The 19,691-nt window shown below is 63.6% G+C and carries 14 protein-coding genes; 9 read left to right on the top strand and 5 right to left on the bottom strand.

What is annotated here, in order from left to right; all coding sequences use genetic code 11:
- Positions 1–61 precede the first annotated feature (61 nt).
- From HWX14_RS22995 to HWX14_RS22985, 3 genes are all read left to right on the top strand, one after another.
- Positions 62–1,078, top strand: a complete 1,017-nt coding sequence (locus HWX14_RS22995; protein ID WP_175884688.1) for an AraC family transcriptional regulator — start codon at positions 62–64, stop codon at positions 1,076–1,078.
- A 1,649-nt stretch (positions 1,079–2,727) separates the two neighbouring features.
- Positions 2,728–3,423 (top strand): ParA family protein, encoded by a 696-nt coding sequence (locus tag HWX14_RS22990; RefSeq protein ID WP_006497839.1) that lies wholly within the window; start codon positions 2,728–2,730, stop codon positions 3,421–3,423.
- Entirely contained in the window at positions 3,416–4,447 is a 1,032-nt protein-coding gene (locus tag HWX14_RS22985) for a ParB/RepB/Spo0J family partition protein (RefSeq protein ID WP_175884687.1), read from the top strand. The genes HWX14_RS22990 and HWX14_RS22985 overlap by 8 nt, the downstream gene beginning before the upstream one ends.
- 95 nt (positions 4,448–4,542) lie before the next feature.
- Here HWX14_RS22985 and HWX14_RS22980 read toward each other — a convergent pair whose 3' ends face one another.
- The 3 genes from HWX14_RS22980 to HWX14_RS36785 form a co-directional block, all read right to left on the bottom strand.
- On the bottom strand, positions 4,543–5,859 hold the full coding sequence (locus HWX14_RS22980) for a replication initiation protein (RefSeq protein WP_069619691.1): 1,317 nt from the start codon (positions 5,857–5,859) through the stop codon (positions 4,543–4,545).
- Between the two features lie 1,598 nt (positions 5,860–7,457).
- Complete coding sequence (locus HWX14_RS22975) at positions 7,458–7,724, bottom strand: hypothetical protein (protein ID WP_175884686.1); 267 nt, start codon at positions 7,722–7,724, stop codon at positions 7,458–7,460.
- Positions 7,725–8,026: 302 nt separating this feature from the next.
- The gene (locus tag HWX14_RS36785) at positions 8,027–8,161 is read right to left on the bottom strand and encodes a hypothetical protein (protein ID WP_279611830.1); all 135 of its coding nucleotides are present in this window, start codon (positions 8,159–8,161) and stop codon (positions 8,027–8,029) included.
- 158 nt (positions 8,162–8,319) lie between these two features.
- Here HWX14_RS36785 and HWX14_RS22970 point away from each other — a divergent pair, with 158 nt between their 5' ends.
- Positions 8,320–8,628 (top strand): DUF4148 domain-containing protein, encoded by a 309-nt coding sequence (locus HWX14_RS22970; protein WP_175885542.1) that lies wholly within the window; start codon positions 8,320–8,322, stop codon positions 8,626–8,628.
- Positions 8,629–8,785: 157 nt separating this feature from the next.
- On the opposite strand, the gene gcvA is transcribed toward HWX14_RS22970, so the two are convergent.
- Positions 8,786–9,691 carry a transcriptional regulator GcvA gene (gene gcvA, locus HWX14_RS22965; protein ID WP_175884685.1) on the bottom strand — a complete coding sequence of 302 codons (906 nt, stop codon included), beginning with the start codon at positions 9,689–9,691 and terminating at the stop codon, positions 8,786–8,788.
- Positions 9,692–9,831: 140 nt separating this feature from the next.
- Here gcvA and HWX14_RS22960 point away from each other — a divergent pair, with 140 nt between their 5' ends.
- Together HWX14_RS22960 and HWX14_RS22955 are read left to right on the top strand one after the other, a co-directional pair.
- A complete protein-coding gene (locus HWX14_RS22960; RefSeq protein ID WP_175884684.1) occupies positions 9,832–11,130 on the top strand; it encodes an adenylosuccinate synthase in 1,299 nt (432 codons plus the stop codon).
- Between the two features lie 301 nt (positions 11,131–11,431).
- Complete coding sequence (locus HWX14_RS22955; RefSeq protein ID WP_175884683.1) at positions 11,432–12,382, top strand: LysR family transcriptional regulator; 951 nt, start codon at positions 11,432–11,434, stop codon at positions 12,380–12,382.
- A gap of 164 nt (positions 12,383–12,546) precedes the next feature.
- Here HWX14_RS22955 and HWX14_RS22950 read toward each other — a convergent pair whose 3' ends face one another.
- Complete coding sequence (locus tag HWX14_RS22950; protein ID WP_244130309.1) at positions 12,547–13,401, bottom strand: AraC family transcriptional regulator; 855 nt, start codon at positions 13,399–13,401, stop codon at positions 12,547–12,549.
- Between the two features lie 721 nt (positions 13,402–14,122).
- On the opposite strand from HWX14_RS22950, the gene HWX14_RS22945 reads away from it, so the two are divergent.
- From HWX14_RS22945 to HWX14_RS22935, 3 genes are all read left to right on the top strand, one after another.
- Positions 14,123–15,004: a LysR family transcriptional regulator gene (locus HWX14_RS22945; protein ID WP_175884681.1), complete on the top strand. Its 882-nt coding sequence runs from the start codon at positions 14,123–14,125 to the stop codon at positions 15,002–15,004.
- 225 nt (positions 15,005–15,229) lie between these two features.
- Positions 15,230–16,483 (top strand): efflux RND transporter periplasmic adaptor subunit, encoded by a 1,254-nt coding sequence (locus HWX14_RS22940; protein ID WP_175884680.1) that lies wholly within the window; start codon positions 15,230–15,232, stop codon positions 16,481–16,483.
- Positions 16,484–16,498: 15 nt separating this feature from the next.
- Positions 16,499–19,690 carry an efflux RND transporter permease subunit gene (locus HWX14_RS22935; RefSeq protein WP_175884679.1) on the top strand — a complete coding sequence of 1,064 codons (3,192 nt, stop codon included), beginning with the start codon at positions 16,499–16,501 and terminating at the stop codon, positions 19,688–19,690.
- Position 19,691: the final 1 nt, after the last annotated feature.

Here is a 19,691-nt window from a genome sequence, read left to right as displayed (position 1 = left end):
GCCGGCCTCCCCTGCACGTCGACGGCGTGCCTGTCGACCCGATTACCTGAGTAGAGAAGTCATGCATCCGGTACCCGTCCGATACATACCCAGCCAACGAGACGATGACGTCTCCGTCGCGGCATTCGACCAGGCAGGCCACCGTTCGACGCGCGGCAGCCGCGAAAGCGACCTGCGGCAGACGCTCGCGGAGCGCGTCGCGAGATGGACCGAAGGTGTCGATCACCTCAACACGGCCATTCCCAACCTGAGCTTTCATCGAAGGGAAGCGCCGACGCTGCCGATGGAATGCATGGTCGAGCCGAGCTTCGGCCTCGTCGTGCAGGGCGCGAAGCGCGTCATGCAGAGCGGGGATGCCTACATCTACGACACCGACCGCTTTCTGATCACGTCTCTCGATCTGCCCGGTTCGACGCAGATCATCGAGGCCAGCCCCGACAAACCGTTTCTCGGGCTCGGCCTCAAGCTCGATTTCCGCGTCATGGCTGAACTGATGATGCAAGTTGCGCCGGATCACGACGATGTGCCGGCAGGCCGCGGGCTCGTCGTCGGCGACATGACCGAACCGCTGTACGACGCGCTGAACCGGTTACTCGCGCTGTTGGACGACCCGAACGCCATCGCCGTTCTCGCACCGTACGTCGAGCGGGAAATCTACTATCGGCTGCTGACGAGCGACCAGGGCGCCCGCCTGCGCCAGATTGCGTCCACCGGCAGTCAGTGCAACCGCGTGTCACGCGCAATCCGATGGCTGCGCGCTCACTATGACGAGTCGTTGCGCGTCGACGATCTCGCGGCGCAGGTTCAGATGAGCAGCTCGACCTTCCATCACCACTTCCGTCAGCTCACGGGCATGAGTCCGCTGCAGTATCAAAAATGGATACGGCTCAACGAGGCGCGTCGGCTGATGCTGGCAGAGCGGCTTGATGCTGCATCGGCGGCGTTCAGGGTCGGGTATGCGAGCGCGACGCAGTTCAACCGGGAATATAGTCGGCTGTTCGGTAATTCTCCGCGAAGGGATATCGACAGCCTGCGAGGTGGCGCGGACGTCGCCCTGTCGATCGTGGCGAGTTATTGATCGCGATCGGTGACGATAGAGTTGTACCGGCTTTGACCGGATCCGCAAGGTGCAGGGCGGGATTGGCTTCTCGCATACGGGGTCGAGTGGACTCCCTCCGTCTCCCCGAGGAGTCTCCCGGAGACTACGTTGTACCGGCCGCGCTCCAGATTCCTGGCCGCAAATGCCGCGAGTCAGCTTTCTTCTCGCGATGCTCGGCGACTCCAAGAATCGTGCGACAGACGCGTGCGTTGTCACGTGACAACTGGCTCCAAATATCGGCGCGCCTTGTGCTGAATTGCCGGCTCGACGCGACCCGGCTGTGCACTGATCTTTCGACACATCGAGGGCCTCCATGGAGGCCCCATTGTGAAACGTATCAAAAACCACGAATCACGTATTATTTGCGACAAATTCGATGGGGGTTGTACCGGCTTTCAATGCCGGTGCGCTGAAAAAGCATACGCCCCCATTTCCGTGTGCCGCCCTGCTCACTTTGCGTGAAACAGCATGAAGAATATGGCGCAAACCATTGCCACACAAGGATTTCTGGCGAGCATCGATTTTTAGAAAATGTTTCACGACCGAACGCGTTTGAGTTGTCACGCGCCTCTGACACGTGGATTTAGCGCCAATTGCGGCTCATATACGCGGTGACCTCTTGCATGTGGGGCATCTCCAGTGGAGGTTACTCGATACGTGCCACGAAACCAGCCCCCTGCCCTATCGGCCGACACAAGTAGCAACGCCGCAGGTCACACTCCGCCTAAATGGGGACACATCAAATCATCGCGATATCTCCCTCAGAGCGCACCTCAGCAGTCGCTCAGCGCCATCGCGATCGCGATCGCGATCGCGATCGTACCCGAGCGTACGCGCGGCGATCGGGCAATCAAGCAACGCGCCAATCACGTCCGGATCTCGCTACCCCAAGCGCTCCAATGCCGCTGGGACCCTTCACTTCATATAGCCCCACCGAAACTGAAAACATCGGCTCCTGTTGTCACGTGACAACTCACCGATTCACTGACGAGCCGTAGAGAGCAAAAGCAAATGGTGACACCTTTCGTCCTGAACAATATGCCTCTTCCGCGCTGAGCATCGGCCACCACCCGGGACTATTCCTTGATGGTGGCAAAGTCGCTACCGGGATGCGCGCTTGGAGGCGTTTGTCACGTGACAACTCATCCTCGTTGCCAGATAAGCATAGGTGGTCACGGGCCGTGCATCGGCAATTGAAGTAAAGCAATCCCTCCGCAGCCCCGGTTGTAATTGCATTGAAGACTTCCCTGCGATGTACGCCCAAGAGGATTCCAGTGTTCGGCGGCTTGTCACGTGACAACTGCCTGTTTCCACGCGACTGACAACATAAACAACACGGAGCCGTATCGGGTTTCGAATGAGACCAGCGCCCGACCGGACGCCAAGTCTCTGCGCGAAGATTTCGCTATCGATCTCAAAGACAGTAGGGTTCGCCGGCGTTTGTAGCTCGTTCTTTTGTAATCGAAACCGGCTTTTCTAGCCTTTAGCTGCCAATAGCGCCCTCGCCATTTGACCTATTTGTCACGTAACAACCACAACGATCAATAAAACATCCACGACATCGACCGCTTTTCTGGACATCTTAGAAGTAATTGCATATATTACGCAAAACTCCTTGGAGGAATTCTATGGCTTTCAAGATCGCCGTCAGTAATCAAAAAGGTGGGACTGGAAAGACAACCATTTCCGTCAACATCGCGGCTGCGTTCGAAGCCGGCGGCAACAAGGTCGCACTGATCGATGCCGACCCTCAAGGCACTTCCGTCCGCTGGGTCACGAGTGGCGAGAACACACTCCCGATGACGGTCCTGTCGCTGGCGCCAGCCGGCCGCGGCATCGGCGGCGAGATCAAGAAGCAGGATGCGAACTTCGACGTGATCGTCGTCGACTGCCCCGGCAACCTCGAGGATCCGCGGATTGCATCCGTCCTCGAAGTGGCGGACTTCTGCCTGGTGCCGCTTTCGCCGTCGCCGGCCGATCTGTACAGCACTGTCGCGATGATCCGCATGATCGAGTCGATGCGCGCCGTTCGAAATCCTCAACTTTCTTCCGCATTAATGCTGAATAGCGTTAATGGAAAAACTAAAATGCGTGAAGAAATTTTAAAAATTCTAAGGGCTGAAGAAATAGGGGAGCATCTGCTCGACAGCCAGATCGCGCAACGCGAGGTCTATCGTCAGACGTTCGCGCTCGGCACCACGATCCATCACCACAATCGATACCTGAAGGGCCTGAAGGAAGCCCGCGCGGAGATCGAAAAGCTGGTCACGGAAATGGCCCAATACATCGCGTCGACGCGCGCTACCGGAGCCGCCCATGGCTAAGGACACCTCGAAAGACAAGAAGCCGACCGGCAACCTGCATCTGGCAGCCGGCCTGTTGCGCGGACTCGCGCAGGAAAACGCGGCACTCGAAACGCGGCTGCCCGAGCCGGCGGCCGCACCGGCTGCCGTCGTCGAAGCGGCGCCGGCCAGTGCCCCGGCGGCAGCCGCACCCGCCGGTACGCCCGATCTGGGTGCGCCGCAGAAGGTGCTGGTCAAGGACTGCATCCCGAACCCGTTCAACCCGCGCGTGTTCTACTCGGAGTCGAGCCTGCACGAGCTCGCGCTGACGTTGAAACGGGAAGGGCAGATCGAGCCGATCAAGGTCACGCGGCTCCCCGAGTTTCCCGGCAAGCTCGTCGTGATCGACGGGCAACGCCGGCTGCGTGCGACGAGCATCAACGGCGACGAAACGATCAATGCGACGTTCCGCACGGATCACACGCCCGAGCAGCTCTATACGATCGCGTATCGGGCGAACCACGATCACGAGCGCCAGACGATCTTCGACGATGCGGTCGCGTGGAAACGTCTCCTCGACGAGAAGGTCTTTGCCGACCAGAACACGCTGGCGGAAAAAATCGGCAAGGACAAGGCGTCGATCAGCAAGACGCTGTCGCTGAACGCGTTGCCGAACACGCTACTGGAGCGGATGGCCGGCGCGAACGACGTGGTCGGCCTGCAGGCCGCGTACTTCCTGAAGCTGATCTTCGAACGCCTGGGCGAGCCGACGGCCGACCGGCTGCTGACGGCCGTGATCGACCGGAAAAAATCCGTCCGCGATCTCGAGAATTTCCTGCGTACGCAGAGCGACGGCGCCAAGAAGGCCGGACGCACGCGCTACAGCGTTCGTCATGACTTCGCGCTCGAATCGCGCGCGATCGGCCAGTTGAAGACGTATCCGGACGGGCGTCTGGACCTGCAGCTCAAGGGCGTCGACGCATCCCACCAGGAAGCGCTTGCCGACAAGCTCAAGACCGTCATCGACGCGTACGTCGCCGATCTGGCGGCGGCCGCGCCAAAGTAACGCGTCCCCGGCAAAAGGCCTCGCCCTCGCGCTGCGCCGCGAAGCCGGACCGCAACACGGTCCGCTTCGCAGCGCGCACGACAGCGAGGCCTCGTTCAGTTGCCCGCGAGACTGCTTTTGAGCAGGAATTCCAGCAGGTCGTCCGAAGTCGGCTCGCCCCACGTATCGAGCGCCAGCCATCGGAAGAAGCTGGTCTGCGCGAGCTTGCTCGCCTTCTTCTTCGGCGACAGCGTCAGGTCCTTCGAACCCGCCACCGTCTCGTTGTAACGCTCGATCAGCTTGGTCTGGTCGTCGATCTCCAGTTCGCGGAAATACGCGCCGGCTTCCTCGACCTTCGCCGCCAGATACTTGTCGCGGATCTGTTCCTGCTTGCTCTGCGCGGATTCCTTCGCCGGCGCGGCCGCTTCGGTTCCCTGCCCGTCGGCCAGCGTGTAACCGTGCGTCAGCGCCTTGCGGAAGTACGCGGCGACGTTGTCGACCGGCGCCGCATTCTTCTTCGTCGTCCGATTGAGCGTATAGGCGATCGCCGCCTTGATGCGCTGCACGCCGTATTGCGTGATCAGTCGACGCGCTTCCGAGCGCGGAATGCCGAACTTCGCGACTTCCTCGACCAGCGCTTCGTTCTTGACGTCGCCATCTTCGACCGTATCGGTGCTCTGCTTGCGCGTCACCTTGAACTGCACCGCCTCCACGCTGCGGCCGGATTTGTGTTCGATCAGCTCGAGCGTGTGGTCCGATACTTCGTTCACCTCCTGGATGCACGGCACCAGGACCTTGCTCTTGAACAGCTTGTATTCCTTGTACGACTGCGATGCCTTGTCCTGGCCGAGAATGAGGTCACGGAATTTCGGCAGCGGAATCTTCGCGGTGATGCCGATCCCTTCGTAGCGCACCGTGTTTTCCCACAGCGCGAGCGAGTGCGATCGGCGAAACTCGCGAGCGATCCGCATATCGATCAGCGCGTAGATTTCGGGATTGAGCAGTTCGCTGCGAATCTGGTCGGAGAAGCTGTACTTCAGCACCGATTGCTCGAGCTCCGCGCCGGCGAGCAGGCCCGACGCCTTCCAGACCGTCGAACGGTCCGCGGCCAGGTAGTCCCAGTTGACGACGGTACTGATCAACGAGTTGACCGTGTCCTTCACGTACTTCGTGTTGTTGCTGTTCAACCCGCTCTCGTGCGACAGCGACGCGATCGAGATCGAGAAGCTCGTCCGGCCCGGCTCGAACGCCTCCTGCCGAAGCGCGTTCTTGATCAGCGAGCTGAACATCTTGCGCTGCTGCAGACCGATCTTTCCCGACTTCGGTGCGATATGAATCGCCTGGACCGCCTTGCGCAGCAAGTCGGGAGGCTCGGGTGTCTGAAACAGCGAAACCTGTTTGTCTGAGCCTTTGCTTGCGGGCTTGCGCGGCATCGTGGTGTCCGGGTAAGGTTGCCTTATTGAGAGCGGACTTTATACCTTTTCGCGCTACGGAGCAACGTCCTTGCTCCAGCATCACTTTCACTATCTGATCTAAGTATCGGATATGGAAGGAAAAGTTCGTGTTGAGAGATTTGTGAGGAACCCCATATCCGTCTACCTTTTGATCAAAATTCCTCCCAAAAGCCGCTACCTTTCCTGTCCGGACAGGGGAAACCCGGCACAAGATTTGCCACACGAAGGTATCCATCCATGGGGGCAAAAACGCAGAATCGAGATCGCCGGGAGGAGTCGTGATGCCCTGCAACACGACCGCGCTTTTCTCCCATAACTTGCTACCTTTAGCGTTTCCCATAGGAGGGTACCTGTCAGCGTGGTCGACCGAGTTGCTTTCCGGCTTGATGGTGGAAATCGCTCCCATAGATGGCAACCATTTGGTTTCCCCATAAAAGGTAACCTATCCGTGGCCCCGGTCCTGTCTATGGGAAAGCTTCATGGGGCGCTTGAGCGAAGGTTGCCAAATTGATCGAGACCGGCTCCCATAAACAGGTACCTTCGAGATTCCCCATAACTGGCTACCCGAAGAAAATCACTGTGCACACATCCCACTCACGACCAAGAAAAGTACCCCATAAAAGGCTACCTTCATGTGTTCCCATAGGCGGCTACCCAACGCGTTTCGCGGTCGATTTCCCATAACCGGATACGTTCGCCCCATATCCACAACCCTGATTCCCCACAACACGGTACCCCAACCCCCAAATCCACAGACCTGAAGCCCCAAACCCTTCCACCTGTGCTCCCATAAATGGGTACCGAACACCGCTCAAACCCTTGCTGGACAAGGCTGTGAGCCGTCTAAAAGTAGTTAAAGAAGTAAACGTGGTTTACCAAAGATGTAAACACACGTGTGCTTGCACAGAAAGACGAACCCCATAAACCGCTACCAATGGGAGCCGTCTGTGGGACAGCCACCGTCAAGATCCTCCGATACAGGCTGACTCGGCCCTGTTTGACGCCCCGTTGCAGCAAGGCTTCAGGCCTGACAAGGCCTCCCGAAGAGGTGAGTGCCCACTCACAAACACCGAAACGTAGAAACTTATGGGAGGAAATCCCCGAATTCGGCGCAGAGGTTCCCGTTTATGGGACCCAAAAACCTGCCTCGTGACGCCTTGGCTCCTGTGACTGACCACTGGCACAGATCCCGTCCCTCTCCTCCACGGCAGTTCGAAATCATCCTGGACCGCCTGCGAATGGTTTTTTGTACTCGCGCTGCCGCGTCTGTGGACAAAGTTTTGTCGATCGCCTGTGACGCCGCCCGCCAAATTTAGCCTGTGGACTGTGCCGCGAGAAATCTTCTCCGAGCTGTTTTTCATCCCGCGTCCCTTCCGTTTTTCTACCTTTGGAGTCCCTCACCCGAAAAGTGATGCTGTGCCCGTCACAGGTAATGAGAGACACGGACCACGCCGCGGCCCAGAAAATGAATCGGGCACCGGATGCCGCCGCACAGTGTGCCGGTCCCCTAGGACCGATCCGGACGGTTTCATCGACGTCGTTGCGAGCCAACGTGAAGATGTCGTCGCTGCCGAAGCTCACTGCAATTGAATTCCACGACGCTCCCGAACATGCTCACCTTCCAAAAAACCGGAATCCCGTAAAAGCTCACCGAACGGGCAACGCACAGGTATAAGCAAACTGTGCAGTTCGCCGCTTCGTCCACATAAGGAACCGTCGATGGGAGCAAACCAGAAACGATCGGCATCCATGTGTGATGCCTGACGCGTCGGCAAGCCCGGTTGCACGGACCGGCAAGCTTTATCGCCGTCGGCATATTCCCCAGCCGAGCGCTGCTCGTTCATGATCGGTTTCAGCGCATTCGTGCAACCAATCGGGCCGACGTCTTTACCGTTCGCACAGGCCTCCGCCTTTTTTGTCAGACCTGTCAGCCGACAACGAGCGTTGCCTCCACAGACAGGTAACCGTCTCCACCACAGTGCCGCAAGACCTGCAGGATCAGTCACCGCACACCGCAACGACACAACGACACAACGTGATCGTCCTGATCGCCGAAGAACCGAATCGTGGTCGTTTATGGGAGGAACCGTCGCTCGAGCCGCGTCGAACGATAATGTGACTCACGAATCGACTGCTGCTGCGGTGATCATGCGAGCGCGACGATCTTCACGTCGCGCATGAGCGTGTCGATATCACCACCAGTGAAACAATCGTCGGCGCTGCGCGTCGTGTCGCGTCCAGCTACTCCGCCATCGAGCGCACGAACCACGTCGTCTCCCATACGTGTATCCCCAATTCCGTCTGCACGTTGGCGCCACAATTCTTGCGACACGGTTATGATGCACAGGTCCTGATCGCGGCATGACGACCGATCAGGGCAGGGGCGGTATCTCGATGGTTTTTCAAACCGTGATGGTCATCAAAAAAGAGAGTTCAGCGATGCGAATCCAGATCAGAAAACTCACGCTGGCTGCTACCGCAGCCGCTTTCCTGTTCGGCTCGGCCGTTCCGGCCTTTGCGCAGGAAACCGCCAGCGCACCGGCTGCAGCGGACGCCAAGGCCGCGAAGAGCGAAGCGCGCAAGGCCGCTCGGGCCAAACGCAAGGCTGAACACAAGGCCGCGCGTGCGAAGAACACCGCCGAGCTGAAGAAACTCGAAGATGCCGGTTACAAGCCGGCGGCCAATGATCCGAACTATCCGCAGAACCTGCAGAACGCGGAGAAGAAGGCCGGCGCGGCAAGCCAGTAAGCGTCGTCCGGCGGCAAGCCACGGTTCGATCCGCGGCTTGCCGCGTGCGTCGCGATCGAGCGACGCGCGAAGGCAAATCTGTTCCGCACATTTCCCCGATTTGATTCGGAATCCTTGATGTCACGAAGGAAGGTGCTCGACGGGCATGCGAAAGTAGTCAGCGCCGTCCACCCGACGCAGTCGCGCTTCCCGTTGCCTTCAGCCAGTCCTTGAACGCGCGTATGGCGTCGTCATCCGCCCGCACGGACGCCACGTATGTGAAATAGCGCCACGGCGGCAGCGCCGGTTCGCTGAACGGTTGCACGAGCCGGCCTTCGGCGATGTCGTCCGCGACGAGCGCGATCGGTCCCATCGCGACGCCGAGCCCGTCGAGCGCGCCTTGCAGCGTCAGGTAGAAATGCTCGAGCGTGAGCGACTGCCGCGGTACGAGATTCGGGTGCCCGGCGGCCGCGAGCCACTCCGGCCACATGCCCGGATAGGTTGCCGCGTGCAACAGCGTGAAGCCGGCGAGATCCGCAGGCGTCTCGAGCGACCGGCCCTCCAGCAACTTCGGCGCACACACCGGCAGCCGGACTTCGGACAGGAATTCCTCCGCGACGTACCCGTCGATGGCCTGCGGGCCGCCGCGAACGATCAGGTCGACCTTGTCGCGCAGCTTGTCGATCGGCTCGTTCGACGTCGACAGCCGTACCTCGATGGCCGGATGCGCGACCTGGAACGACGACAGCTTCGGGACGAGCCAGCGCAGCGAGAACGTCGCGGGCGCGCTGACGCGCAGCACGCGCTGCTGCGCGTGGCCGAAGTGCTGCGCGGTGGCGAGCGCGATCCGGTCGAACGAAGCACCGACCTCGGCGAGGTACGCGCGGCCGGCCGCGGTCAGTTCGACGCGCCGGTTGTGACGTTCGAACAGCGGCCGCCCGAGCCATGCTTCCAGTTGCTGCACGTGCCGGCTGATCGCGCCGTGCGTCACGCACAGCTCGTCGGCGGCCAGCGTGAAGCTGCCGAGCCGCGCGGCGGCTTCGAACGCGCGCAGCGAATTCAACGGAGGGAGGCGTCGGGCCATTGCATCGTTTCGTGTGAAATTTACTCACACAATGGTTCAGGTTTAATCGTTTGATCGGGTGATCCGGCTCCGACAATATGGCACACAAACGGCCGACCTGGCCGAACCAGTGTCTGAATTTCTCACATGGAGTACGGAGCATGCCGAACGTGGTGGTCGTGGGCGCCCAATGGGGTGACGAAGGCAAGGGGCGTGTCGTGGACTGGCTGGCGGCACAGGCCGATCTCGTCGCACGCTACAACGGTGGCCACAACGCGGGCCACACGCTGGTCGTCGGCGGCCGCACGTACAAGCTCGCGCTGCTGCCGAGCGGCATCGTGCGCGGCAAGCGCGGCGTGATCGGCAACGGCGTGGCGCTCGACCCGGAAGCGCTGCTCGCGGAAATCGGGCGGATGGCCGAACTCGGGCTGTCGGTGACGCCGGACAACCTGTCGATCGCCGAGAACGCGACGCTGGTGCTGCCGATTCATCGTGCGATCGACCAGGCGCAGGAGCGGTTGCGCCGCGAACCCATCGGCACCACGCTGCGCGGGATCGGGCCGGCCTACGAGGACAAGGTCGGGCGCCGCGGGCTGCGTGTCGGCGATCTCGCGGAACCGGGCGGGCTCGCGGCCAAACTCGACGTGCTCGTCGACCATCACAACGCATGGTTCCGCGGCCTCGGGCTCGACGAATACGATCGCGACGCGATGCTGGCGACGCTGGTTGCGCTTGCGCCGAAGATCCTGCCGTTCGTGCGCCCCGTCTGGGCCGACCTCAACGACGCGACCGAGCGCGGCGAGCGCATTCTGTTCGAGGGCTCGCAGGCCGTGATGCTGGACATCGACTGGGGCACCTATCCGTTCGTGACGTCGTCGGGCACCGTGGCATCGGCCGCGGCGGCCGGCACCGGTCTCGGGGCAGCGAAGCTCGGCCACGTGCTGGGTGTGACGAAGGCGTATGCGACGCGGGTCGGCGGCGGCCCGTTCCTCACCGAGCTGGCGGACGCCACCGGCGAAACGCTGCGTGCGCGCGGACAGGAGTTCGGCGTCAACACGGGCCGGCCGCGACGCTGCGGCTGGCTCGATGCCGCGCAACTGCGCCAGGCCGTCCGGATCTCGGGCATCGATTCGCTGGCGCTCACCAAGCTCGACGTGCTCGACGGCTTCGAGTCGATTGCGCTGTGCGTCGGTTACGAATTCGACGGCGAACGCGTCGACCATCTGCCCGCGAGCCTCGATGCGCAGTCGCGCGCGAAGCCGCTCTACGAACGGTTCGAAGGCTGGCAAGGCTCCGTGAAGGGCGTGCGCGAGCATGCGGCGCTGCCGCGCGCCGCGCAGGATTTCATCGCGCGCATCGAAGCCGTGGCGGGCGCGCCGGTGTCGATGATCACGACCGGCGCGGAGCGCGACGACACGATCGTGTTGCGCAATCCGTTCGATGCGGCGGGCGTCGCGTAACGCGCGAGACGCGAAGGGCGTCGATCGAGAGCGCGATCATGGTCGGCGGGTAGTTTTTTGCCGACCGCTGCCGTCGGCGTGTCGGCCTCTTCGATACGCATCTACGCCCGCCCCGGATGCCGTGCGGCGAGCGGCTCCACGGCACGATTCGGCATCCGGATCGTGCCGCATACGGCGAACTGGACACGCCTGCAACGCTGCTGTACTGTTCCGCACAATTCGCGCCAGACCGGCGTGTGCCGGCGCTGCCGGCACCCTGGCCGCACGGCGGCGCGACGTGACAATCCCCGGGGACAGGTCGATGGACACGTTACAGATGATGCGCATTTTCGTCCGGGTCGCGGAGGAGGGCAGCTTCACGAGCGCGGCCCAGCGTCTGGACATCACGACGGCCTATGCGTCGCGTTCGGTCGCGCAACTCGAAACGCATCTGCGCACGCGCCTGCTCAACCGCAGCACGCGCCGCATCGCGCTGACCGATGCCGGACAGCGCTATCTCGACCGCTGTCAGCGCATCCTCGGCTATATCGACGAAGCGGAAGCCGAGGCGGCCGATGCACAGGCGAAGCCGTCCGGACGGTTGCACGTTCACGCGACGACGAGTTTCGGCCAGTCCTACGTGATGCCCGCGGTCGTGCGTTACCGCGAACGCTATCCGTCGGTTGCGGTCGAGCTGACGCTGTCGCAGCACGTGCCCGACATCATCGACGAAGGCTACGACGTGTCGCTGCAGTTGAGCACGACGGAGCTGCCCGATTCGGGGCTGGTGTCGCAGCGGCTCGGCGACGTGGGCAGCGTGCTGTGCGCATCGCCTGCCTATCTGAAGGCGCGCGGCACGCCGCGCACGGTGAGCGATCTCGCCGGGCATGCGTGCCTGCGGCTCGTCACGCCGCTCTTTCCGCGCGACCGCTGGCATCTCGACGGCCCGAACGGCCGCGAAACGGTCGAATTGCCGATGCCGGATTTCCAGGTGAATATCGCCGATGCGCTCGGCACCGCGCTGCGCGCGGGGCTCGGGATCGGCTCGCTGCCGATGTCGGCGGCGCTGCCCGCGCTCGCGAGCGGCGCGCTGGTGCGCGTGCTGCCCGATTACCGGCTGCAGAAGCTGACGGTCTATACGCTGTATGCGTCGCGTCAGTATCTCGATGCGAAGATCCGCACGTTCGTCGATTTCCTGCGGGAATGCGTGCCGGAGATGCTGGCCGCCGACGAGGCTGCGTTGAACGCTTGCTGCGCGTCCCGTCAATCCTGATTCAGGCAAGGTCGTGACTACTGCACACGGTTTTTCGGCTCGACGTAAATGATTTGCAGTCCTGCGTTAAAGGCAGGCGACGAATGCATGTGCATGGACCGTTCCGGAGAATGATGCCCATGCCCCGGGACGTCCTTATGAAAGCGTTTTCATGCGATACCCGTTCATGGCGCGACACGCGACAGCGGCACCGCTTCGCCGCGCAGCCTCGCGACGTCGCGGCCCGGCGCGTCGCCGAACAGCCGCGCGTATTCGCGGCTGAACTGCGACGCGCTCACATAGCCGACGCTGCGGCTCGCCTGCCGCGCATCCATCGCCGACACGCACATCAGGCGGCGCGCCTCCTGCAGCCGCAGCACCTTCTGGCATTGCAACGGACTCATCGACGTGACCGCACGGAAGTGATGGTGGAAGGTCGACGGGCTCATCTCGACCTGTCGCGCGAGCGCGTCGACGGCCATCGGATCGAGGTAGTGGTCGCGAATCCATGCGACGGCGCGCGAGATGCGCTGGGTCGTCGAACCGGCGTCGCCGATCTGCGCGACGCGCGCGCCCGACGGGCCGCGCAGCAGCCGGATGAGGATCTCGTCGACGATCAGCGGTGCGAGCAGGTCGAGGTCGTCCGGTTGGGCGATCAGTTGCATCAGCCGCGCGACGGCGTCGACGATTTCGGGCGTCGCGTCGAGCGTGTCGAGCGCGCCGTAGTCGACGGCTTTCGGCAGTCCGCGCGGAAAGACGACCGGCGTGAGCGCCGCGATGCGGTGCGGATCGAGTTCGAGCTGCGCGTAAAGGAACGGCTCGGCCGGGTTTGCACGGGTCACGCGTCCGGTCACGGGCAGGTCGGCGGTGGTGACCAGCATCCGCGATGCGTCGATCGTGTAGGTATCGTCGCCGACCCGCGTCGACTTCGCCCCTTGCCCGACGATGCTCAGGCACGCGTGGTGCACGCCGTGGTTCCACTGCGGCGACGGCGCGCAAGCGCGCGCGACGCGCATGCCGCGCAGCGGAAGGTCGAACATGCCGTCGTGCGGTGCGTACGCGGCGATCAGCGCCGCGAGCCGGGCCGCGGGTGACCGGGCGGGCGACCGAGCATCGTGATCCGGCGGGGTGCGCGGTTGCGGCGGCGTTCGGGCGTCGATTTCCATGTTGCGTGAGCGGTTGGCGGAGTGGGCGATGCAATGCGCGCGGCTGCGATTCGCGGTCGACATGCAGGCGCGGCGGTCACATCGTACGGCCAGTTGCGCGCGCGAGATTGCCTAAACCTGTGCGAAATTAGCCCGATCATCCGGATCTGCGCGGTCGGCGGCCGCGTCGCGCTCGTTGCGCGATGTGCGGCGCACAAATTCGGAAATTAAGGCAAAACAATCGCAGGATCGGGCAAGCCATTTTTCGGTGGTTTCCCTACCATTGCACCTGCTGAAGGAAATGCGATTCAGCGCGCCCGGATGAGACGGGCAGCATCGTCCGCGTGATGCGCGGACGCCGCCGGCCTTGCCGCGGGCGTCGTCGCCGCGAATCGCCGGGAAAGACTCAGGACTGCTATTGAACGATCGTGCATCGGGCTTGCCGAGGCGGGTTTGCGTCCGTTGCAAGCCGCCGCGTGCCCGTCGTGAACGTGCCGACCGACCCGGCGGAGCCGGTGTCGGGGCCGCCGCATTGGCCGGGCCGATGCGGGCCGGCTGCGGCGCGGCGGCGGGTGCAGGTAGACGGGCAGTCGTCCGCGCAGGGAAATCCGGACAAATGGACCAACTTCAATCGATTCGGGCATTCGTGACGGTGGCAAGGGAAGGCGGATTTCGCCGGGCGGCGACGCGGTTGCGCGTGTCGACGGCGATGGCGAGCCGGCTGGTCGACGCGCTCGAGACGCGCCTCGGCGCGCGCCTGCTCCAACGCAGCACGAGCCATCAGTCGCTGACGGAAATCGGCGAGCTGTATCTCGCGCGCGTCGAGCGGATTCTCGGTGCGATCGACGAGATCGACGGCCGTTTCGTCGCGATGGGCAGCAAGCCGGAAGGCGTATTGCGCGTGGCCGCGCCGGTCGCGTTCGGGCTCAGCCAGTTGAGCGCGCTGCTCGATCGTTTCGTGCACCGGTTTCCGGACGTGCGGCCGACCGTGACGCTGACCGATGCCCACGTCGACCTGACGACCGAGGACATCGACGTCGCGTTCCTGACCGACGGCATGCCGGTGTCCGGCGCGCACGCGTTGCATACGTTGGCCGCGTACGAATCCGTGCGCGTCGCGGCGCCCGATTATGTCGCCGCGCACGGCGGCGCGGCTGCGTCGGGCGACTGGCCGGACATCGCGGCCGTGCGGCTGGAGCTGCCGGCGGCCGACGACGACCACGCGGCCGGGAATCGATCCGGCGTAGCGCCCGGCAATACGGGCGTCGGCCATATCGAGATGGCGCGGCGGCTGGCCGTGGCCGGCATGGGCGCGGCGGTGCTGCCCGCGTATCTCGTCGATGCCGATCTGGCGGCCGGCACGCTGGTGCGCGTGGCCCCGCTCCACCCGCTCGCGCCCGTCACGCTGAAGCTCGCGCATGCGCGTGCCGCGCGGCTGCCGGCCGCCGCGCGCGCGTTCATCGAATTCGCCGGCGCCGCATTCCGGCCCGCGCGCTAGCAGTCTGGCCGAACTCGCGGCAACGCGCGCCCGCCAAGGCCGCGGGCGCGCCATTCTTTTTTCGGAAGCAGTTCGGCACACGAACGCTCCGCAGGGTGCAACGCACATCCGCAACACGTGTCCGCATCCGCGGCGGACAGGACGCTGCAGGTCCGCCGCGCGTCAGGGCCATGAGGAGATCTGGTGATTCCCATTGAAGGTCGTCTAATTGTGAGAGGTCGCTCCATGCGCGTCGAACGGGTTCCATACCGCTTAATCACTGCCGCAACGGCTGCCGTTTTCCTGGCTGCGTGCGGGAAAAAAGAAGCGGCGCCGCCGCCGCCCACGCCGGAAGTCGGCGTCGTCACCGTGCAGCCGCAAGCCGTGCCGGCGGTGACCGAACTGCCGGGCCGCACCAGCGCGTTCCTCGTCGCGCAAGTGCGTGCGCGGGTCGACGGCATCGTGCTGCGCCGTGAATTCATCGAAGGCTCCGACGTGAAGGCCGGTCAGCGCCTCTACAAGATCGATCCGGCGCCGTACGTTGCTGCGCTGAACAGCGCGAAGGCGACGCTCGCGAGAGCGCAGGCGAATCTCGTCACGCAGAACGCACTGGTCGCGCGCTACAAGGTGCTGGTCGCCGCGAACGCGGTCAGCAAGCAGGACTACGACAACGCGGTCGCCACGCAAGGCCAGGCCGCGGCGGACGTCGCGGCCGGCAAGGCGGCGGTCGACACCGCGCAGATCAACCTCGGCTACACGGACGTCGTGTCGCCGGTTTCCGGTCGCGTCGGCATTTCGCAAGTGACGCCGGGCGCCTACGTGCAGGCGAGCCAGGCGACGCTGATGTCGACGGTGCAGCAGCTCGATCCGGTGTACGTCGACCTCACGCAGTCGAGCCTCGAAGGGCTGAAGCTGCGTCAGGACGTGCAGAGCGGCCGTCTGAAGACGAGCGGCCCGGGCGCGGCGAAGGTGTCGCTGATCCTGGAAGACGGCAAGACCTATTCGGAAGCCGGCAAGCTGCAGTTCTCGGATGTGACGGTCGACCAGACCACCGGCTCGGTGACGATCCGCGCGATCTTCCCGAACCCGGGCCGCGTGCTGCTGCCGGGGATGTTCGTGCGTGCACGGATCGAGGAAGGCGTGAACGAGAACGCGTTCCTGGTACCGCAGATCGGTGTCACGCACGACCAGAAAGGGCAGGCGATCGCGCTGGTCGTGACCGCGGCCAACAAGGTCGAGATGCGTCCGTTGACGACGACTGGCACGTACGGCCCGAACTGGATCGTCGAAGGCGGTCTGCAGGCGGGCGATCACGTGATCGTACAGGGCGTCGACAAGGTGCGCCCGGGCGCGACGGTGAAGACCGTCGCCGCACAGCTCGCCCCGGCGCCGGACGCCGCATCCGCCGCAACGGCAGGCGCCGCGCCGGCAAGCGCCGCGCCGGTGACGACCGCGGCCAATGCCGCAGCGAGTTCGGCCGCCGCGTCGAGCGCGCAATAACAGGGAGTCCGTTTCATGGCCAAGTTCTTTATCGATCGCCCGATCTTCGCGTGGGTGATCGCGATCGTGCTGATGCTGGCCGGCGTCGCATCGATCTTCAAGATGCCGATCGCGCAGTATCCGACGATCGCACCGCCGACGATCCAGATCCAGGCGAACTACCCGGGCGCTTCCGCGAAGACGGTGGAAGATACGGTCACGCAGGTGATCGAGCAGCAGATGAGCGGGCTCGACAACTTCCTGTACATGTCGTCGACGAGCGACGATTCGGGCAACGCGACGATCACGCTGACCTTCTCGCCGGGCACGAATCCGGACGTCGCACAGGTGCAGGTGCAGAACAAGCTGTCGCTCGCGACGCCGAACCTGCCGCAGGTCGTGCAGCAGCTCGGCATGCAGGTGACGAAGTCGAGCAGCAACTGGCTGATGTGGTTCGCGTTCAACTCCGAGGACGGCCGGATGTCGAAGGAGGACCTGACGAACTACGTGGCCTCGCACGTGCTCGATCCGCTGAGCCGCGTGAACGGCGTCGGCCAGACGCTGCTGCTCGGTTCGCAGTTCTCGATGCGGATCTGGCTCGACCCGATCAAGCTGACCAACTACAGCCTCACGCCGACCGACGTGACGGCCGCGATCACGCAGCAGAACGTGCAGATCGCGGGCGGCCAGATCGGCGGCACGCCGGCGAAGCCGGGCACCGTGCTGCAGGCGACGATCACCGAATCGACGCTGCTGCGCACGCCCGAGCAGTTCGGCAACATCCTGCTGAAGGTCAACCAGGACGGCTCGCAGGTTCGCCTGAAGGACGTCGGCCGCGCGGCACTGGGTTCGGAGAACTACACGTTCGACACGAAGTACATGGGGCAGCCGACGGCCGGCCTCGGCATCCAGCTCGCGACCGGCGCGAACGCGCTGGCGACCGCGAACGCGCTGCGGGCCAAGATCGACGAGCTGTCGAAGTACTTCCCGCATGGCCTCGTCGTGCACTACCCGTACGACACGACGCCATTCGTGCGCCTGTCGATCGAGGAAGTGGTCAAGACGCTGATCGAGGGCATCGTGCTCGTGTTCCTCGTGATGTACCTGTTCCTGCAGAATCTGCGCGCGACGATCATCCCGACGATCGCGGTGCCGGTCGTGCTGCTTGGCACGTTCGCGATCATGGGCCTCGCCGGCTTCTCGATCAACACGCTGTCGATGTTCGGCCTCGTGCTCGCGATCGGCCTGCTGGTCGACGATGCGATCGTGGTGGTCGAGAACGTCGAGCGCGTGATGGCGGAAGAGGGGCTGTCGCCGAAGGAGGCGACCCGCAAGGCGATGGGCCAGATCACCGGCGCGCTCGTCGGCGTGGCGCTCGTGCTGTCGGCGGTGTTCGTGCCGGTCGCGTTCTCCGGCGGCTCGGTCGGCGCGATCTATCGTCAGTTCTCGCTGACGATCGTGTCGGCGATGGTGCTGTCGGTGCTGGTCGCGTTGATCCTGACGCCCGCACTGTGCGCGACGATTCTCAAGCCGATCGAGAAGGGGCATCACGAAGAGAAGAAGGGCTTCTTCGGCTGGTTCAACCGGACGTTCGATCGCAGCCGCGATCGCTACACGAGCGGCGTGAACCACGTGATCAAGCGCTCGGGCCGCTGGCTCGTGATCTACCTGGCCGTGTTCCTCGCGGTCGGCGTGATGTTCGCGCGGTTGCCGAAGTCGTTCCTGCCCGATGAAGACCAGGGCTACATGTTCATGATCGTGCAGACGCCGTCGGGCTCCACGCAGGAAACGACCGGCAAGACGCTCGACAACATCAACACGTACCTGACCACCGCCGAGAAGGAGGTGGTCGACTCGGTGTTCACGGTCAACGGCTTCAGCTTCGCGGGCCGCGGCCAGAACGCGGGCCTCGTGTTCGTGAAGCTGAAACCGTACGAGCAGCGCCAGCGTTCGGACCAGAAGGTGCAGGCGCTGATCGGCCGGACCTTCGCGCACTATTCGACGTACAAGGACGGGATGGTGATTCCGTTCAACCCGCCGTCGATTCCCGAACTCGGTACGGCTGCCGGTTTCGACTTCGAGCTGACGGACAACGCCGGCCTCGGTCACGAAGCGCTGATGGCCGCGCGCGGCCAGTTGCTCGGGCTGGCCGCGAAGGATCCTGCGCTCGCGCTCGTGCGTCCGAACGGCCTGAACGATACGCCGCAGTACAAGGTCGACATCGATCGCGAGAAGGCAAACGCGCTCGGCGTGACGGCCGCGGCGATCGACCAGACGTTCTCGATCGCGTGGGCGTCGCAGTACGTGAACAACTTCCTCGATACCGACGGCCGGATCAAGAAGGTGTACGTGCAGTCGGACGCGCCGTTCCGGATGACGCCGGAGGACATGAACATCTGGTACGTGCGCAACAGCGCGGGCGGGATGGTGCCGTTCAGCGCGTTCTCGACCGGCCACTGGATTTACGGGTCGCCGAAGCTCGAGCGTTACAACGGCGTGTCGTCGATCGAGATCCAGGGGCAGGCCGCGGAAGGCAAGTCGACCGGCCAGGCGATGGCCGCGATGGAAGCGCTCGCGAGCAAGCTGCCGGAAGGCATCGGCTACTCGTGGACGGGGCTGTCGTTCCAGGAAATCCAGTCCGGTTCGCAGGCGCCGATCCTGTATGCGATCTCGATTCTCGTCGTGTTCCTGTGTCTCGCGGCGCTGTATGAAAGCTGGTCGATCCCGTTCTCCGTGATCATGGTCGTGCCGCTCGGCGTGGTCGGCGCGCTGCTCGCGACGATGCTGCGCGGCCTCGAGAACGACGTGTTCTTCCAGGTCGGCCTGCTGACCACCGTCGGCCTGTCCGCGAAGAACGCGATCCTGATCGTCGAGTTCGCACGCGATCTGCAGGCGGCCGGGAACATGGGGCCGGTGCGTGCGGCGATCGAGGCGGCGCGCCTGCGGCTGCGCCCGATCCTGATGACGTCGCTCGCGTTCATGCTCGGTGTGCTGCCGCTCGCGATCAGCAACGGCGCGGGCTCGGCCAGCCAGCACGCGATCGGCACGGGCGTGATCGGCGGGATGATCACGGCGACGTTCCTCGCCATTTTCATGATCCCGATGTTCTTCGTGCGGGTTCGCGCGATCTTCAGCGGCGAGACGGAAAATGTCGACGACGCATGGCGTCTCGTGCAGGGCGACCTGCAGCGCGGTCACGACGACGCACACGATTCGAAGGGGCAGTAAC

The organism is Burkholderia sp. BCC0044 (assembly GCF_902832955.1).
GTDB lineage: Bacteria > Pseudomonadota > Gammaproteobacteria > Burkholderiales > Burkholderiaceae > Burkholderia.
Note: the sequence above shows the minus strand (reverse complement) of the source record. Positions and strands in the feature narration are given on the sequence as shown.